Raw genomic sequence first — 15,392 nt, forward strand, 5'->3', positions numbered from 1 at the left:
AAATTGCGATCTCACGCGAGAACATCAATCCGCTTGTCACCTTCCTTATTGCCCAGCAGACCTCATCCGCTGAGCCACGCTCTTTAGATAATCCACTAGGTCATCTATCTGTTGCGAGGAGGTAGCGATCGGGTACTCCCCATGTGAGGCACGAAGCACATCATGGTGATCTACCCAAAATAGGTTGTTTTTGATGTAATCGATATACTGCTTACGCGGCAACTCATGCATCGTCGGAATGTCGATGACATCAACGCCAATTTCTAGAGAAAATTCGGTTCTCATATCTACTCCATGCTAAACAGCGCTGCTTTTAGGTATCACCGACTTGTTCGCCTCGCATTGCTTTTTGATAGTCCTCGTTGGACAACCCTGGCCGAATAGCAGTAAAACCGTTTGAGCCGCAATCAATACTGAAGCCAAGATCTCTAACGATTTCGTAAGGAACATCGGACTCCTCACTGATTTCCATCCAGTGATAGGACCGAATAGGCTCCCGCTGAGCCTGGATAAGGCGATTGGCTGCTTGTTCGATACGAGAAGCATAGCGGTTCGTTTCCGCTGCCTTTGCTTGCCTCTTAGCGTTCGCCCCGCGGTAATTATCTCGATGCACATGAACAGGATACGTAACCAACTCTTACTCCTTGAGCTTTGAGGACTATAGCCGAACACAGCCCGGCAAGATAACGTGCCGGGCTGCTAGTACCTCAGCGTGCCGACCAGTAGGTGTTGCCCTCGGGAATGACCCCTGGCGTCCGCCCGTAACGTTCAGCCACGATGACTGCAAGAGCAGGATACATAGTCTCCAGGTGGGGAACCATCATGGCCACGTATTCTTCAAACGACGGGTGCCTAGGCCAGTAACCGTCCGAAACCGCATCGTGAAATGACCTGTCGAACCAGCCACGAGTGATCATGAGAAGACCCGCAACGCGGTCTTCGACTTGTTCTGCATGGTTCGCTTGCTGGTAGCCGTCTTTCTTCATCCGTTCGCGCTCAACGTAGGTTCCAGGCCGATAACCCAACCTTTCATGCACCTCCATGAAGCGCTCATGCAGGTCGCGATGAGTTTTCAGATCTGGCTTATGATCCGCCGCGAAACGGAAGTCGCAGTACCGACAATGGCTGACGCCGTTCAATTCTGGAGTATCAACGTACCGGTTGATCAGCTCTTCGAACTGACGGTTAAGCTCGTGGTAGTTACGTACACCTGTAAGCTCTGCAGCTGCGATGTCGAGACGCTTCGCATGCGGCAGATCAGGGTGTGAGGCCTTGAGTTTTTTTGCGTGACGCTTGACGTTCTGGATGTCAGCGAAGGTGAGGGCGTGCTGCATACATCAGCCTCCAAAGGCTGGACCTGGTGTCCACTACGAGATCCCAATACAGGGCGGTTTGGTACAGTCACGGTAGTGCGTTGGCTTTGCCTTTGTGGACGGCGGGCACCTACCAGGCGCCTGGCAATACGATAGAGAGATGGTTCAGCTAGGGCAAGAGGAATCCTTGCCGTGGTATATACGGCCAGTATTTCAGCATTGCAGCCTCTCCTCGATCTCGTACCTAGCTAACAGCGCGGCCATCACCTCAAGGTGCTCGTCGTACTCCTGCAGTAGCACAGGATCTGCAGCGAGTTCGGACAGGTAGTCCGGCCCGAACTCGCCAGCAAGCGCCCCTCTCAGCATCCAGTCCTGGAACAAGGGACGAAGCACCTTCCCGGCCAACCCCGACTTTCCGTCCGGCCAGTAAAAGCGATGATCTGTAGTCGCGACGAAAGCGCATCGTTTCGCCCACTTCACGTAGTCGACTTCCCAGAAGATGCCGATCGCGTCCAGATGAATCGCAAACCACTGCGATCCGCTGGGCGCTTTCGATGGCCATGCTTTCCAGGCTTGCGGGTAGGCATTGCCGACCAGACCGGCGAACGCGGCTCCCGGGTAGTACGACATTCGATCTTGGCCGATCTGCAGGACGGGTACAGTTCGTTCGATGTGATCGAGGAGCAGATCGGCGAGGTGAGGTTTCATCATCGTTTGGATGCTACCGGGCCACCCTGCCCCGCTCAATTCCCGGCGGGATCAAAAATTCTCGATAAAATACATTATCGTTATAAATCTTCAGCTGCTCGGGGAGAACTCCAATGACATGGCGCGTGACCGTTGAAAAGGATGATGAAGGGAATCCAGTGGTGCCATTGCCCGATGAAGCCCTCGAATACCTGGGGGTCGGGATAGGCGACACACTGTATCTGTGGGAGGAGCACGTAGGCACTGAGCCCTGCCTCATTCTCTCGAAAACGCCTCAGGCACCTGGGCCGCTCGAACCGGCAGACTTGCCAGAACAGTCGTCGTGATCGCCAATGAGGTGGGGATCCAATCAATGAGGTGTTCCCCATGTTCTACGACGAAGACGACACTTGCCCGCTCTGCGGCCTGCCCTATCAGCCGGCGGAGTGGTACGCCGACCTGAGCGGCATCGGCGATGACTTGCCAAACCTGGTGGCCATCCAAGATGACGAAGAGCTGTGCCGTTGCACGGCCGAGGATGATGATGACTGATCTGATCGCGAAGCCAGCCGGAGGCCTGCAGGTCACCGGCGAGCGCCGGCTCACTGCTGCTGAGTTCCAGGGCCTGGCCGAGGTGCCGGCCGCGGCCGAGTGGTTCGCCAACCTGGATAACCCGCGCACACGTCGCGCCTACCAGGGCGACATCGAGGACTTCAGCGCCTTCATCGGCATCACCAGCCCGGACCAGTTCCGGGCTGTAACCCGGGCGCATGTGCTGGCATGGCGTCGCCAGCTCGAAAAGCGCGGCCTGGCCGGGGCGACGATCAGGCGAAAGCTCGCCGCGCTGGCCAGCCTGTTTGATCACCTTCTCGATGCGAACGCCGTCGCAGGCGGCAACCCAGTGCACGGCGTGAAGCGGCCGAGGATCGAAAGCAGCGAAGGCAAGACGCCGGCGCTTGGTGATCACCAGGCGAAAGCGCTGCTTGACGCGCCTGATCCGGCGACGATCAAGGGCCTGCGCGATCGTGCGATCTTGGCCGTGTTGCTTTACCACGGCCTACGGCGCGAGGAGGCGGCGCGCCTGGTCGTCCAGGACATCCTGGAGCGCCGAGGAATCAAGCATCTGCGTGTGCACGGCAAGGGCGGGAAGCTGCGCTATCTGCCGCTGCATCCGGTCGCCCTGGAGAGAATCCATGCGTACCTGGAGGCCTCTGGTCATAACCAGGAAGAGGCTACAGCACCGCTGTTCGTACCGCTGCGCGGGCGGAAAACTGGAGCCGGGGTGTCAGCCGAGGGGATTTACAGCCTGGTGGGCGGTTACGCCCGGGCTGCCGGCATCGAGGTCGCCGGCCTGGGCGTTCATGGCCTGAGGGCCACGGCTGCGACCAATGCCCTGGAGCATGAGGCCGATATCGCCAAGGTTCAGCAGTGGTTGGGACACGCAAACATCAGCACGACGCGGATATATGATCGCCGCGCCTCAAGGCCTGAAGACTCACCAACATATAAAGTCCGGTATTAAACCAAACGCTCTCAAAGCCCCTTTCCCAGGGGCTTTTTTCTATGCAGCAAAAATATTTTCAAACGTGCGTTTTAATACCTCGGTAAAAGCTACCAAAGTTATTCTTTTGAGATTGCGTTAATAAAATAGGCGATTTGTCGAGTGTTTACGCATGGTTGATAATTCAACCATGTAATGAGGACAAATCATGGCAACAGAAAAACCAGAATCTGAGATCCTTCTCGATAGCATCGAGAGGAAAACTCGCCGACTACGAAAGCTCCCTAAAGATATAGTCAACGCATCAAAGATTTTCGATCTTGTAAGCGAAGACATTGAGAAGCTTTCAGATCACGGATACAGCTACAGAAACTCACTTTCTTATATAAACAGATTGTTCTCTGAACGATTTGAAAGAACGAGCCTCGCCACAATGTGGAGCCGCTATAGGAGCAAGCACAATGCTTAAGCAATACATCTCTTGCATTAAAATTAGCCTTAAGCGTGAACACTTCGTAAAAATGGAAATGGCGGTAATTCTATTCTGCCTGCTAACAATTCTTTTAGGACCACCTCCAGCACCACGCTTAAATGAACTGCTTGAGAGTCAAGCCTCAACGCACCGGCAAGGCATTCGTCAAAAACAGGTTGTATTTGAACAAATACCTCCGCCTGAACTGCCTTACTTCGTGAAGGAGTAGTTGCCATGAATCCCTCCTTTTCGACATTGGTTGTAGTTTGGCTATTAGGCACCTGGTACGCGAATTTCCCGCCAGAGATCACAAGCCAGGCAACTGAGCTAACTCCTATTATAATTTTTGCAAGCTACTTCTCTCTTGTCGGGCTTGCAGGGTTTGGCATTCTTTCTTCTTGGGCAATGTTCCTTGGGATATTTCGGCTACGCCAGAATGGTAATTTCTTCGGTTCACGCGATGGAAATGAAGCCTTCTTCTATCCTCTCAGAATTGTTTTTGCACTTTGCATGTGCGCTCCAGTTATCCCAGCAGGGGCAACAAGTGGAACACAAGTAATTCTAACCCCCGGGCACCAATTGATAGCCAGCATAACCATAACCGGCAGCGAATGGGGAGATGATGCAGCTGTTACTAGCAACAGGTTAATGGGTGACTATATACATAGCGCCAACCCTGACTACTCAAATCCTGTCAAAGAGCGTGAAGCAAAAAATCTTATCAGGAATTGGCTCGACCTCGCATCGTCTGCTAGTGGATATCACACCAACAAAAACCCTCACGACATTCTACGAGATATGTCGTCTACGGAAATCGCAGAATTACTGATTGAAGGCCAGTGGCGTAGACAGTATACGTCCCCAAGTGATGCTGGCTATTTTGGCCCTAAATCAGCTACGCATCCCCATATATCAATGATTCTGGATTACACAAGAGTTCCGCTAATCCCACCAACGGACGAAATTGCTGCACGTATTAGTTACTCCTCTTCTGAAATGGACCACGAAACTGCGGGTGAAACAAGCACCGACTATGAGCTCAACTCTGAGAACATTTTGTGCCAGTTCGCTGGATCTGATTCTTTCGTTTGTCCAGAGGCTATAAATCAGCTAAGAGCCGTCAACGACAAGGCAATATCTGTTGGATTGGCAGCGGCCCAAAGAGACCTTTGGAAAAGGCTATACACCACTGCCTACAACACGCACAGCACAATATTTACGAACAACACAGAGCAAGCAGCTAAGCTTTCGGAGGACACTGAAAGCTATTTGAACGCTGAAACTAAATGGTACTCAGCAGTAGCAACACGCCTTATTAAAAACTACCTTGTTGAAACCCAAAAAAAGGCAACAGAGGACTATTACTCCAGTATGGAAAGTTGGGGCTGGATGACAATCGGAACCTTTGCCATGCGTGTCTCCAATGATTTTTCCCGCGCACAATCATATGGTAGCGGTGCGACATCTAAACTGTATCCGACAACAGCGCTATCTTCATTGACCAGTGCTGATGACATAACAAAACTTGGACAAACCACTTTGGAGCGTACTTCAGACGGCAAGATTCAAGGCATTGATCTCTATGAAGCATTAGGACTACCAATACTTAAAACCGATCCATCCAGAGCCAATCTACATACAATCGCTGCCTTTGGCCGTGAGCTTGCTGGCACAGGCATTATGTTTATATCCGGTTCTGGTCTGGCAAAGCTTTTTGGTAAAGATGGAAAAACAACTACCATTCTTGCAGTAATTGGTGGACTTCTTTTGCTGGCGGGCGCATTTCTTGGGTACATACTGCCAGTTGTATTTGCTATTTTTGGCCTTATGGGTGTTATCAGTTGGCTTACCTTCGTTGCCTCTGCGTTCTTTGGCGTTACCCTCTGGGGGGCTGCCTTCGCAGCTCCTAAAGGGGACGAACACACGTCGCAGATGGCCGCTAAAGGTTGGAATACACTGATTTTTTTGGGCTTCTATCCTGCTCTAGCAGTTGGCGGCCTCGCTGCCGCCGTGACTATTACAAGTATTGCGCTACCTCTTGTTAACGTCACGTTAGGTGGGGTGTGGGGAGCAATGACAGGATCCGCTGACCTCACTCAACCGTTCGATGCTCTTGCCGGTTATCTTATCGGCGCTGTCGTCATGGTTCTGGTGAACTCCATGCTGTTCTGGTCCGCCTGCATCACCTCTGCTCAACTAATCACCAATTTCCCTAGAACTGTTCTGAACATGGTTTCCTTTTCTGAGCCGGGTCTCAATCCGTATGAAAATACCGCTCCTGGGATAATGGGCAACGTCAGCTCAATGGTCCGGGCTCCTTTGTCGATGGCTACCACGGCGCTCACCAGACGCCTAGTAGGCGGTAATCCTAGGGCTCCTGAAGGGGGTGGACAGTAAATAAAAAGGCGGCCCTAGGGTCGCCTTTTTCATTGTCTTAAGAGGGTCACAGGTATTTTCTGAAAAGAGTTGGTATCTCTGCATATATGAACTCTTTCACACTGCTATTGAGGTTTTCACCAGGCTGAACCCTGTACCCATTTTCACGGGTATATTCAACATGGACGCCATCATATTGGCAGGGATTCAGATTGCCCGGCAAAGTTTGGATCGCACTCCGACTTGCGTAGTCAACCTGGATACCATCAATAAACACTCTAGTAACACAGGCATGGTTCCCACTGCTCTCTTTGACGACCTGAAGATGATACTTGTCACCGCGAAGGTTTTTCAGTGGAGGAACCTTCTTGTTGAAATAATCCGAAGCCTCAGCATTCCAATAGTCAGGCCTTACTTCTGGGCTTTTATCACACCCGCTTACAGTTACCGCTAGAGCAATGGCTAAGCCGAGTACGCTGATTGCAGTCTTCATTACACTGTTCCCCTACTCTCTATATTCAGTCTGATAGCCAGTGCATCCATCCGGCCGATCATTCCATCACCTTCGAGGTCAGCAACGCGAAATAGGCCAGAATTGTCAGCCATACGGCCCAGTTCTGAGCGTGACTGATCGATAGCATTTCGCTGTGTGCCGCCCATCCAACAACAACCATCGCGACAGGCCAGGTCAGGGCTGCGATGCAGCAAATGAATACCAGGAAGAACATCACCAGGCCGGCAATCCAACGAAAGAACCGAGGCGCAACCTCACCAGGAAAGGCCAGGCAGGCCTCCAGGCCGGCGACCAGGAAGCGCACGGGGTTGCGGGCGATCCGGCGAGCTGCGGAGAAACCAGGCCATACCAGGTTAAGCACGTTCATCAGCGATCTCCTCAGCCAGATCCTGCTGCGCTGCACGCCAGTCACGGATCAACTGCTTCAGTTCGTCGGCGCCGGCGCGGAGCTTCGCGCCAGTACCGGGGACCAAAGCGACCCGGCCGGAGTCGGCTAGGACGCAGTATTCTTCTGCCCGTAGGCGCAGCTCCTCGATCTCCTCCCGGCTGGCGGTCGCAGACTCGATCATCAGCGCCGCCTGTTCCAGGATCTCGCCCTGCTGCAGTAGCAGGGCGGTATCGAGGCCTGGCAGGGGTGCCAGGCGCAGGGTCATCACTTGGCCCCCTGTTCCAGGGCCACAGGCTGGATCGGAGCTTTCAGGCGGATCTCAACACGACGGTTCTGTGCCCTCCCCTCCTCGCTCGAATTGCTGGCGATCGGCTGAGACGGACCGGCTCCGTAGACCTGGATGCGGTTCTTTTCGATGCCCTGGCCGATGAGATGCTTGCCGACACTGATTGCGCGCTTCTGGCTCAGCTCGATGTTGCTGGCGTTGGAGCCCACGCTATCGGTGTGGCCGGTGACCTCGATGTTGTTGTCGCCGTACTGGCGGAAGCTGCCGGCCAGCTTGTCGAGGTTGAATTGAGCTGCTGGGCTGAGCTCAGTCGAACCAGTGTTGAAAGTGATCGCGCCAGGCATCACCAGCTTGATGTCGTCGCCCTGGCGTTGCACTTCGATCCCGGTGCCTGCGGTCGCCTTGCGCAATTCAGCTTCCTGTCGGTCGGCGTAAGCGCCATAGCCAGCGCCTGCCAGGCCACCGATACCTGCGCCGATCAACGCACCCTTGCCACGGTTGTCCTGGTTGATGAGCGCGCCTGCAGCTGCGCCGGCCAGGGTGCCGATGCTGCCCCAAGTCAAAGTTTGATTGCGACTACCGTCCTGATCGGTCGGGCCAATGCCAGCGCAGCCAGCGAGAGAGAGGATGCTGAGGATCAGCGATGCGGTGATGAGTTTTTTCATGTGTCGAGTCCTTTACTGCGACAGGTTGATTGAAGTTGCACGCGATTGCATGCGAAGCCGATTGAACGGCGGATCAACTTGAGGTCACAGCGAGCACTCGACAGAGCATTTCTTTTAATTGCCTAGCCTCCCCTGTCGCTGATCCTGGGAGGTTCGGTATATAGCAACCGCTCAAACAAAAAAAATCTTAACTTAATTATAATCCTCAAAACTCAATATACAAGCACCACAAACAAAAAATCGATGACTTTTACACACTAAAAAAGTACCATTTAATTAACCTTTGAAACGCTAGCCTTCGTAGAGTTTATCTAATGAAAAAATTTGAACGAGATAACTCTCTTGATCTAATCAAGTGGATCGCATTGATCACCATGATCATCGATCACTCCTGGTATATCCTGCCTGTTGAGTTACAAGAGACATTCCGCTGGATGCGCACCATCGGACGCCTCGCGTTCCCTCTCTTCTGCCTCGCAATCGCGGCGAATGTTTATCGGCAGCCGATAGGATATTCAGGCGGATTGAAATATCTCGGCGGAATGCTTTTATTTGCACTGATTAGCCAGCAACCTTATTCGAGATTTTTCGAGAGCAATTATTTAAATATCCTCTTCACCTTGGGCCTTGGTCTTGTCATCACTCAGGCGATACATCACCGAACGCCCTTACTGATCACTGCAGGGGTCGTAGCCCTGGCCGTCGCCACAGCTTATCGACCGATTCTGAGCTACGGCCTTGCTGGCGTACTTCTGCCAGCCGTTCTGCTGGCCGCTCTCCAGGCGCGCGTCATTGAAACCAGGATCGTCACTTGGTCGACTGCAGCTCTGATCGCGGTTCTCGCGAACACCGGCGCCGGAATCATGCTATTGCCCGATCTGCCTGCCAGGGCGCTGGCCAGTATCTCTGCAGCTGCCCTGGCGCCGCTGCTCGGCCTGGCACTACTGCAATTCCGCGTGCGGTCGATCAGGCCGGTCAGCACCTGGATGTACCCGCTTTATCCGATTCATATGCTGCTGTTCAGCTCCCTGTCGCTCGCCTGGATCTGAAGCGGCGAAGCCGCCACACAGCTCCCAACCACTCCCTTTCCCTTCTGGGGCTCTAAAGCGCCGTAAGGCGCTTAGTTGGGCAGGTATATCTGAATCCAATCTGTGCGCAGTAACCCCGACACCGAAAATCCTGAATCTCTGATGTTAAATACAATTTTAGAAACATGTTAGGGGCCCTACCTCATCGCTGGAGCCCGCGTGAAGACTGGTCTTCATCGTGTGTGCGCGCGCAGTAACCCCGATAATCCGCGCAGTAACCCCGAAGCAACGCGCAGCTACCCCGATGAGAGCTGCGCAGCTACCCCGACGCCTGTGGATAACTCATAGCCTCCTGCTTCTGACGTGAGGAATACGCGTCCATCGAACGATATCGCCTCCGATTGACCAATCTCTGATAACTCCCTCATTTTCTAATTCGTTAAGCGCACTCGGTAATGCCCGGCAATTGAAGTCGCGTGCGCGTCCTCGCGAACCGCTCCACACTCTGAGTTTGTCACAACCTATTCCGTGCCCCCCAACTTTATGTCCCGCAATATAATTTTGGAGATATTTTGCCAGAGGGCTTTTTAATCTCATCCGAACATCCATATCAATGAAAGCGAGATACTCATTTGCAAATATCGAAACAATCTCCGCATCCATCTCTATGGAGTACTGCCCACTCACGCCCCATCTTAATTTATCTATCAACCTAAAGCTTTCACCCCCCATTTGGCCTTGAACAAATATGGTGGCACTTGTAAGTCGCTCCATTGACTCATGAAGACGTCGATAACTCTCTGAAGAAAGATCGCTCCCACGACCAATTGCACGCAAGAATGATGATCGCTCGAAATATACCCTTTCGCCTGGGAAAGCACCTTGGGCCAACTGAATCGCATGCAAAAAAACATCATTGTCATACATATCTAACTCCTCGCCTGACATTCTTACTAAGCAATCAGACCGCCCCTCAAGAACTTGATTCTTTAAAGTTCTCCGCTCTCCTTTCTTGAGATTTGAAAACAAACTAGTCCTAGTCCACTGCGTCGGCATCGCTGATGCCATGACAGGTAGAAAGGGAAACTGATATTGAGAAGGAGCGGCCTCGCTGGTTTGGCGTCCAACTTCGGCTTGCATGGCATTTTTAGAATTTTCTCGTTCAGCAGCTTCTTGCAATCGCCTATGCAAAACTGCATGAACTCTTGAAGAGGTGCCGTGCGCAGCGTCTTCCCCCTGCCAAGGCTCATGCATACTGAGCCCCCCGATCCGCCAGCCTATTGCGAGCCAGCGTTTCGGACTTCCGCGGTCGCCCCGGCTTCCGCTTTTCGGGACTAAGAACAGGGTCATTGAGCCGGACGACGTGTTGCTGAAGCCATCGATCAACATCCTCTCGACGCCACAGCAGCCGGCCCGCCCCAGGAATGCGGCAGACAGGAGGTAACTTGTAGGGGTGCTTTGAGTGCTGATTTTTGATGGTGCCGGCCGACCGGCCTAAGATTTTGGCGAGATCATCGACTGTGAGAAGTTTTTCGAGAGACATAACTCATCCTCCCCCGATCCATGCATTGCAGGATCAGGTTTGGATGGGTGCGCGGCAGCGCCGGCGATTGCCAATTAGAACTGCTGGTTCAGCTCTAGAATGGGAACCGTGCCCGACGCGGGGTTTTGCCCTCAGCTGCTCCCGCTCTCCTCCATGTCTCACTAATTGGGTTCCGGCCCCATCAAAGCCGGTAGCTCGACATCATCAGGCGATAGCCTCGTTCGAGGCATCCTTTCTTCCGTAGCAGGTACTTCCGCTTTTCCCTACTACAGTGCTGAACCGAGGAACCCTGCTAACTCGTTTAGCTACACCAGCCACTACCAGGTGGCAGATGCCGAGCCAGGGCATTTTTCGTACCTCGCCAGCGCGATCTAGGACAGAGTAATCATCGGCGGTAATTCTCGCAACCGTCGCGGCACAATCTTGTCACACTGAGCGTGTGATTTCAGATGACTCATCGTGAACATGGATTATTGGTTAACAGCCTTAGACCCTTGATTTACAAGGCTTACACACCTGAAAGCCAGGTCTCACATCGTTCGTAAAATTGTCTTTATTTGCAGTTGCACTGCAAAGGCCCGACGGGAAAGGTTTCGCGGATCAGCGCGGGGGATGTCGACATGCAAGACTCCGATCACGGTCGGCGCGGCAAGCGCGCCATGGATTTCTATGAAACGCCAAGCATGGCACATCCGCCTGGTGCCGAGGACCGTCGGCGTCGGCTCAGGGCGCTTCGCGGTAGTCGCTGGGCAGCTTGCCGGTCCACTTGCGGAACGCCCGGCGGAAGTTCGACGAGTCGTTGAAGCCGAGCAACAGGGCAATCTCGTACAGCGGTAGCTGGGTGGTGGTCAGGTATTGCAGAGCCAGGCGCTTGCGCACATCGTCGAGGACCTGCTGGTAGGTGGTGCCCAGCGACGACAGGTGCCGGCGCAGGCTGCGCCCGCTGGTGTGCAGTTCGCGGGCGGCCTGTTCGAGATCGGGGAAGTCGCCGGGACGCGCCAGCAGCAGGCGGCGCACACGGGTCAGCAGGCCTTCCTGGACGTCCAGGGTGGCCAGCAGCGCCTCGCACTGCTGCTCGCACATCTGCACCGTGGCCGGGTTGGCCAGCGCCATCGGTCGTTCCAGGTACTCGCTGGGCATGCTCAGCCAGTGCCAGGGCTGCTCGAACTCCGCGGCCACCCCGAACACCTCGGCGTAGCGCCGGGCATGGGCCGGCGGCGGATAGGCGAAGCCGACCCGCACGTCCTGCAACGGCTCGCCGACCAGGAAGCAGGCGATGGAATACAGCGTCGCCATCAGGCCCTCGGCGGCGAACACCGAAGCGGCGCCCAGCGGCATCGACTCCACCGCGCGCAACTCGGCGCGGCCGTCATCGAGCACCAGTTCCAGTTCGTAGGCCAGGCCGAGCACCCGGTAGTACTTGAGGGCGAACTGGATGGCCTTGCCCAGGTTGGCGCTGGACAGCACCGCGTAGCCGAGGATGCCGTGGGCGGAGACGTTCAGGCGCTGGCCGAGCACCAGCCCCAGCGCCGGCTCGCCGCACAGGGCCTGGGCGCTGTAGGTGAGCTGGTTGAAGTCGAGGAAGGACAGGCGGCCGTTCGGGCTGTCCAGCACCTCGGGACGCACCCGCGCAGCGTCGAACAGCGCCTGGCGGGATACGCCGTACTCCGCGACAAGATCGAGTAGTGCCTCGGCATAGGCCACCGGCACCAGTTCGGCGGTGAAATTGAGCGGTTGTTTCATGGCTGTTTATTGTTCTGACCGCTGGCCGGATATGACCGGAAAGTTGGCAGAAGATAACCTTGTGAGGCTATCCCCCGCAAGCGATAGTCGATCCCATGGTCCTTCACCATCACAGGGAGCCGCTATGGCCAGCACCACCCCCGAAGGTCTGGAGATCCGCCCGCGTCATCTGGACTTCGACCTGCCCGATCCGATGCCGCGCCACTGGCACAGCGGCGACGCTTTCAAGACCCACATGTTCAACGCCATGTCGGTGCTGTTCCCCGATGGCGAGCGCTTCTTCATCGACTCCGTGCGCCACTACCGCGAGCGGGTCGAGGACCCGGCGCTGAAGCAACAGATCCGTGGCTTCATCGGCCAGGAAGGCCACCACAGCCGCGAGCACCTGGTCTACAGCGACCGCCTGCGCGCCCTCGGCTACGACATCGACCGCCTGGAAGGCGGCGCCAAACGGCGCATCCGCTTCGCCCAGCAGAAACTGCACCCGTCGCGGCAACTGGCGGCCACCGCGGCCCTGGAGCACCTCACCGCGATCATGGCCGACGGCCTGCTGAGCAACCCCAGGTGGCTGGAAGGCGCCGACCCGACCATGGCCCGCCTGTGGCGTTGGCACGCACTGGAGGAAACCGAGCACAAGGCGGTGGCCTACGACGTGTTCATGCTGGTCAACGGCAAGGCCAGGCTGCGCCGCCGGGCGATGGTCCAGGGCACCTTCTTCTTCGCCCTCGACACCACCAAAGGCCTGGTCCACATGCTCAAGCGCGACGGCCTGCTGTGGAACTTCAAGGTCTGGCGCGACGGCATCAAGTGGCTGTGGGGCAAGGACGGCGTGTTCCGCTCGCTGGTGGGCGTGTACCTGGACTTCTACAAGAAGGACTTCCACCCCTGGCAGCACAATAACCTGCACCTCATCGAGCAGTACCGCGACCAGTTCGAACCGGAACCGAAGGCCGCCTGACCCTCCTCGCCGCCCCTCCGCGCCGCGAGAGGGGCTTGCATCGCTTCCCTGCCCTGCCTGGTATTTCGGCCTTTCGTCCATGCATTAAAAAGCCCGCGACTGACCAGCGCGGGCTTCTTCATGACGGCCTGGGATCAGGCCATCAGGAAGCGCAGTGCATCCGCCGCGGTCTGCTCGGGAATCTCCTCCATGGGGATATGCCCGACGCCCGGATAGGTCTTCACCTGGATCCCCGGCAGGTCGCGTTGCCACAGCGGTACGTGCTTCGGCGAGATCCAGCGGTCGCGTTCGCCCCACATCAGCAGGGTCGGCGCGACGATCCGGGCGATGCGTTCGCCGGAGGTGCCGAGTTCCTCGCGGTTGACCTTCAGCAACACGCGGAAGATCTCCATCATGCCCTTGCGGTTGCCCGGGCGGCGGCTCAGGTCGTAGTAGCGGTCGACCACCCCCGGCTTGATCCGCCCCGGCTCGCCATAGACTTCCTTGATGCCCTGGGCGATCAGCGCTCGCGGCATCCACAGCGGCATCGCCAGGGTCGAGCCGGGCAGCGCCGCCGAGGCGATCATCCACGGCACCTTGCGCATCTGGTAACCGGCCGGGTCGATCAGCACCAACCGTTCCACCCGCTGCGGCTGCGCCAGGGCGAAGTTCCAGGCGATATAGCCGCCCAGGGAGTTGCCGGCGATCGAGGCCTTGTCGATCTTGAGGAAATCGAGCAACTGGCCGAGGATCGCCACCATGCGCTCGCCGGAGTAGCGGCTGTCACGCCCCGGCCCGGTCAGGCCGAAGCCCGGCACGTCGAAGCGTACGATGCGGAAGTACGGCGACATCGCCTTCACCCAGTCGTCCCAGGTGTGCAGCGAGGCGACCACGCCGTGGATCATCACCAGCACCGGCTTGTCGCGGCTGCCCTCGTCGCGGTAGTGCAGCGGGAAACCGTCCAACTCGATGAAGCGCGAGCCGCTGGACGGTGCGGCGTAGCGCTCGCGCAACGACTCCAGCGAGAGGGAGCCGAAGCCCAGGCGGGCGAATCCGACCGCCAGCGGCGGTTGCAGCAGATAGGGTGTCGCGGACATGGACGCACGTCTCCCGTCTTGTTGTTATGACAGGGCATCAGAGCATGGCCACGGCGGGCTGCGAGCCCAACCTAGGTTCTGTAGGCGCGAGCGGCGATTGCCCGGCTGTTACCCTTGCAGTCTCATCGGAGCCTGGGTGCTGGGACAGAGCGTACCCACCAGCAGGTCGCCGAGCACCCGCTTGACCCGCGGCAGCTCCAGCGGGTCGCTGGCATTGAGCAGCTCCAGCGAAGCCGCCTCCATCGCCCAGATCAGCACCCGGTAGGTCAGCGCATCGTGGGCCGCGCCCTGGGCGCCCAGGCGCTCGGCCCACAGCTCGATAATCTTCAGGTGCGCGCGCTGCCGGTGCGCCGCCAGCGGCGAGCCGGCATGCAGGGCCTCCTCCTGCATCATGCGGATGATCGGACCGACCGCCAGGTGGTAGTCGAAGAACAGCGAGACCATCGCCCGCAGCCAGTCCTCGTCGCTGCCGGCCTCGCTGCGCAGCCCGCCGAAGCGCGCCAGCAGCAATTGCACGGCGCTGTGGTAGATGCTTTCCAGCACCTCCAGCTTGCCGGCGAAATACTTGTAGAAAGTCCGCCGCGAGACCCGCGCCGCCTCCAGCAGGTCGTTGACCGTGGTCTCGGCGACTCCCTTGCGGGTGAACACCGGGATCGCCGCGAGCTGGATGTTGGTCCGTTGCAGATGCCCCACCAGCGGCCCCTCGCCCTGCGCCGCCTGGCGCGCCAGCGCGCCGTAGCCGCCGAGGTCCTCGAATACCGCCTGCAAGCCGTCCCACTGCGCCGTTGCCATCCCGTCCGCCCCAATCGAAGCGCGGGGTGACGGCGGCCCCGGCCATCGCT

Annotated in this window: 18 protein-coding genes and 1 pseudogene; 5 read left to right on the forward strand and 14 right to left on the reverse strand. The window is 56.7% G+C overall.

All coding sequences use genetic code 11. From position 1 onward, the window contains the following. Positions 1-45: 45 nt before the first annotated feature. The 3 genes from M6E97_RS19185 to M6E97_RS19195 form a co-directional block, all read right to left on the reverse strand. Positions 46-285 carry a hypothetical protein gene (locus M6E97_RS19185; RefSeq protein WP_174217670.1) on the reverse strand — a complete coding sequence of 80 codons (240 nt, stop codon included), beginning with the start codon at positions 283-285 and terminating at the stop codon, positions 46-48. A gap of 422 nt (positions 286-707) precedes the next feature. Beyond that, positions 708-1,334, reverse strand: coding sequence for a hypothetical protein (locus M6E97_RS19190; protein WP_174217671.1), 627 nt, complete (start codon positions 1,332-1,334; stop codon positions 708-710). 192 nt (positions 1,335-1,526) lie between these two features. Continuing rightward, a complete protein-coding gene (locus tag M6E97_RS19195; protein ID WP_254611641.1) occupies positions 1,527-2,024 on the reverse strand; it encodes a hypothetical protein in 498 nt (165 codons plus the stop codon). A gap of 363 nt (positions 2,025-2,387) precedes the next feature. On the opposite strand from M6E97_RS19195, the gene M6E97_RS19200 reads away from it, so the two are divergent. Both M6E97_RS19200 and M6E97_RS19205 read left to right on the forward strand, forming a co-directional pair. Next, complete coding sequence (locus M6E97_RS19200) at positions 2,388-2,552, forward strand: hypothetical protein (RefSeq protein WP_174217672.1); 165 nt, start codon at positions 2,388-2,390, stop codon at positions 2,550-2,552. Continuing rightward, entirely contained in the window at positions 2,545-3,522 is a 978-nt protein-coding gene (locus M6E97_RS19205) for a tyrosine-type recombinase/integrase (RefSeq protein WP_174217673.1), read from the forward strand. The genes M6E97_RS19200 and M6E97_RS19205 overlap by 8 nt, the downstream gene beginning before the upstream one ends. 477 nt (positions 3,523-3,999) lie before the next feature. Here M6E97_RS19205 and M6E97_RS19210 read toward each other — a convergent pair whose 3' ends face one another. Beyond that, on the reverse strand, positions 4,000-4,209 hold the full coding sequence (locus M6E97_RS19210; RefSeq protein ID WP_174217674.1) for a hypothetical protein: 210 nt from the start codon (positions 4,207-4,209) through the stop codon (positions 4,000-4,002). Here M6E97_RS19210 and M6E97_RS19215 point away from each other — a divergent pair. Continuing rightward, the gene (locus M6E97_RS19215; protein ID WP_174217675.1) at positions 4,208-6,370 is read left to right on the forward strand and encodes a hypothetical protein; all 2,163 of its coding nucleotides are present in this window, start codon (positions 4,208-4,210) and stop codon (positions 6,368-6,370) included. The genes M6E97_RS19210 and M6E97_RS19215 overlap by 2 nt on opposite strands. A 46-nt stretch (positions 6,371-6,416) precedes the next feature. Here the strand turns inward: M6E97_RS19215 and M6E97_RS19220 are convergent, their stop codons facing one another. Genes M6E97_RS19220 through M6E97_RS19235 form a run of 4 tightly spaced genes read right to left on the reverse strand, consistent with a single transcriptional unit; the run spans position 6,417 to position 8,202 of the window. Further along, positions 6,417-6,842, reverse strand: coding sequence for a hypothetical protein (locus M6E97_RS19220; protein WP_174217676.1), 426 nt, complete (start codon positions 6,840-6,842; stop codon positions 6,417-6,419). Between the two features lie 58 nt (positions 6,843-6,900). Next, on the reverse strand, positions 6,901-7,230 hold the full coding sequence (locus tag M6E97_RS19225) for a hypothetical protein (protein WP_174217677.1): 330 nt from the start codon (positions 7,228-7,230) through the stop codon (positions 6,901-6,903). Then, the gene (locus tag M6E97_RS19230) at positions 7,217-7,516 is read right to left on the reverse strand and encodes a hypothetical protein (protein WP_174217678.1); all 300 of its coding nucleotides are present in this window, start codon (positions 7,514-7,516) and stop codon (positions 7,217-7,219) included. The genes M6E97_RS19225 and M6E97_RS19230 overlap by 14 nt, the downstream gene beginning before the upstream one ends. Continuing rightward, on the reverse strand, positions 7,516-8,202 hold the full coding sequence (locus M6E97_RS19235; protein WP_174217679.1) for an OmpA family protein: 687 nt from the start codon (positions 8,200-8,202) through the stop codon (positions 7,516-7,518). The genes M6E97_RS19230 and M6E97_RS19235 overlap by 1 nt, the downstream gene beginning before the upstream one ends. A gap of 314 nt (positions 8,203-8,516) precedes the next feature. Between M6E97_RS19235 and M6E97_RS19240 the strand changes: the two genes are divergently transcribed. Next, positions 8,517-9,251, forward strand: a complete 735-nt coding sequence (locus tag M6E97_RS19240; RefSeq protein WP_174217680.1) for a TraX family protein — start codon at positions 8,517-8,519, stop codon at positions 9,249-9,251. Positions 9,252-9,572: 321 nt separating this feature from the next. Here M6E97_RS19240 and trfA read toward each other — a convergent pair whose 3' ends face one another. From trfA to oruR, 4 genes and pseudogenes are all read right to left on the reverse strand, one after another. Then, the gene (gene trfA, locus M6E97_RS19245; RefSeq protein WP_174217681.1) at positions 9,573-10,484 is read right to left on the reverse strand and encodes a plasmid replication initiator TrfA; all 912 of its coding nucleotides are present in this window, start codon (positions 10,482-10,484) and stop codon (positions 9,573-9,575) included. Then, positions 10,477-10,773 (reverse strand): helix-turn-helix transcriptional regulator, encoded by a 297-nt coding sequence (locus M6E97_RS31210; RefSeq protein WP_093503801.1) that lies wholly within the window; start codon positions 10,771-10,773, stop codon positions 10,477-10,479. The genes trfA and M6E97_RS31210 overlap by 8 nt, the downstream gene beginning before the upstream one ends. A 559-nt stretch (positions 10,774-11,332) precedes the next feature. After that, positions 11,333-11,395 (reverse strand): annotated as a pseudogene (locus tag M6E97_RS31215) (hypothetical protein); the annotation flags it as partial. A 101-nt stretch (positions 11,396-11,496) separates the two neighbouring features. Then, on the reverse strand, positions 11,497-12,516 hold the full coding sequence (gene oruR / locus M6E97_RS19250) for an ornithine utilization transcriptional regulator OruR (protein WP_003114220.1): 1,020 nt from the start codon (positions 12,514-12,516) through the stop codon (positions 11,497-11,499). 124 nt (positions 12,517-12,640) lie between these two features. Here oruR and M6E97_RS19255 point away from each other — a divergent pair, with 124 nt between their 5' ends. Next, complete coding sequence (locus M6E97_RS19255; RefSeq protein WP_003109433.1) at positions 12,641-13,474, forward strand: metal-dependent hydrolase; 834 nt, start codon at positions 12,641-12,643, stop codon at positions 13,472-13,474. A gap of 134 nt (positions 13,475-13,608) precedes the next feature. On the opposite strand, the gene M6E97_RS19260 is transcribed toward M6E97_RS19255, so the two are convergent. After that, a complete protein-coding gene (locus M6E97_RS19260; protein ID WP_003085798.1) occupies positions 13,609-14,550 on the reverse strand; it encodes an alpha/beta fold hydrolase in 942 nt (313 codons plus the stop codon). A 108-nt stretch (positions 14,551-14,658) separates the two neighbouring features. Further along, positions 14,659-15,342 (reverse strand): TetR/AcrR family transcriptional regulator, encoded by a 684-nt coding sequence (locus M6E97_RS19265; RefSeq protein WP_033939108.1) that lies wholly within the window; start codon positions 15,340-15,342, stop codon positions 14,659-14,661. Positions 15,343-15,392 lie beyond the last annotated feature (50 nt).

It is taken from the genome of Pseudomonas sp. B111, assembly GCF_026428275.1.
In the GTDB taxonomy this organism is placed as follows: domain Bacteria; phylum Pseudomonadota; class Gammaproteobacteria; order Pseudomonadales; family Pseudomonadaceae; genus Pseudomonas; species Pseudomonas aeruginosa.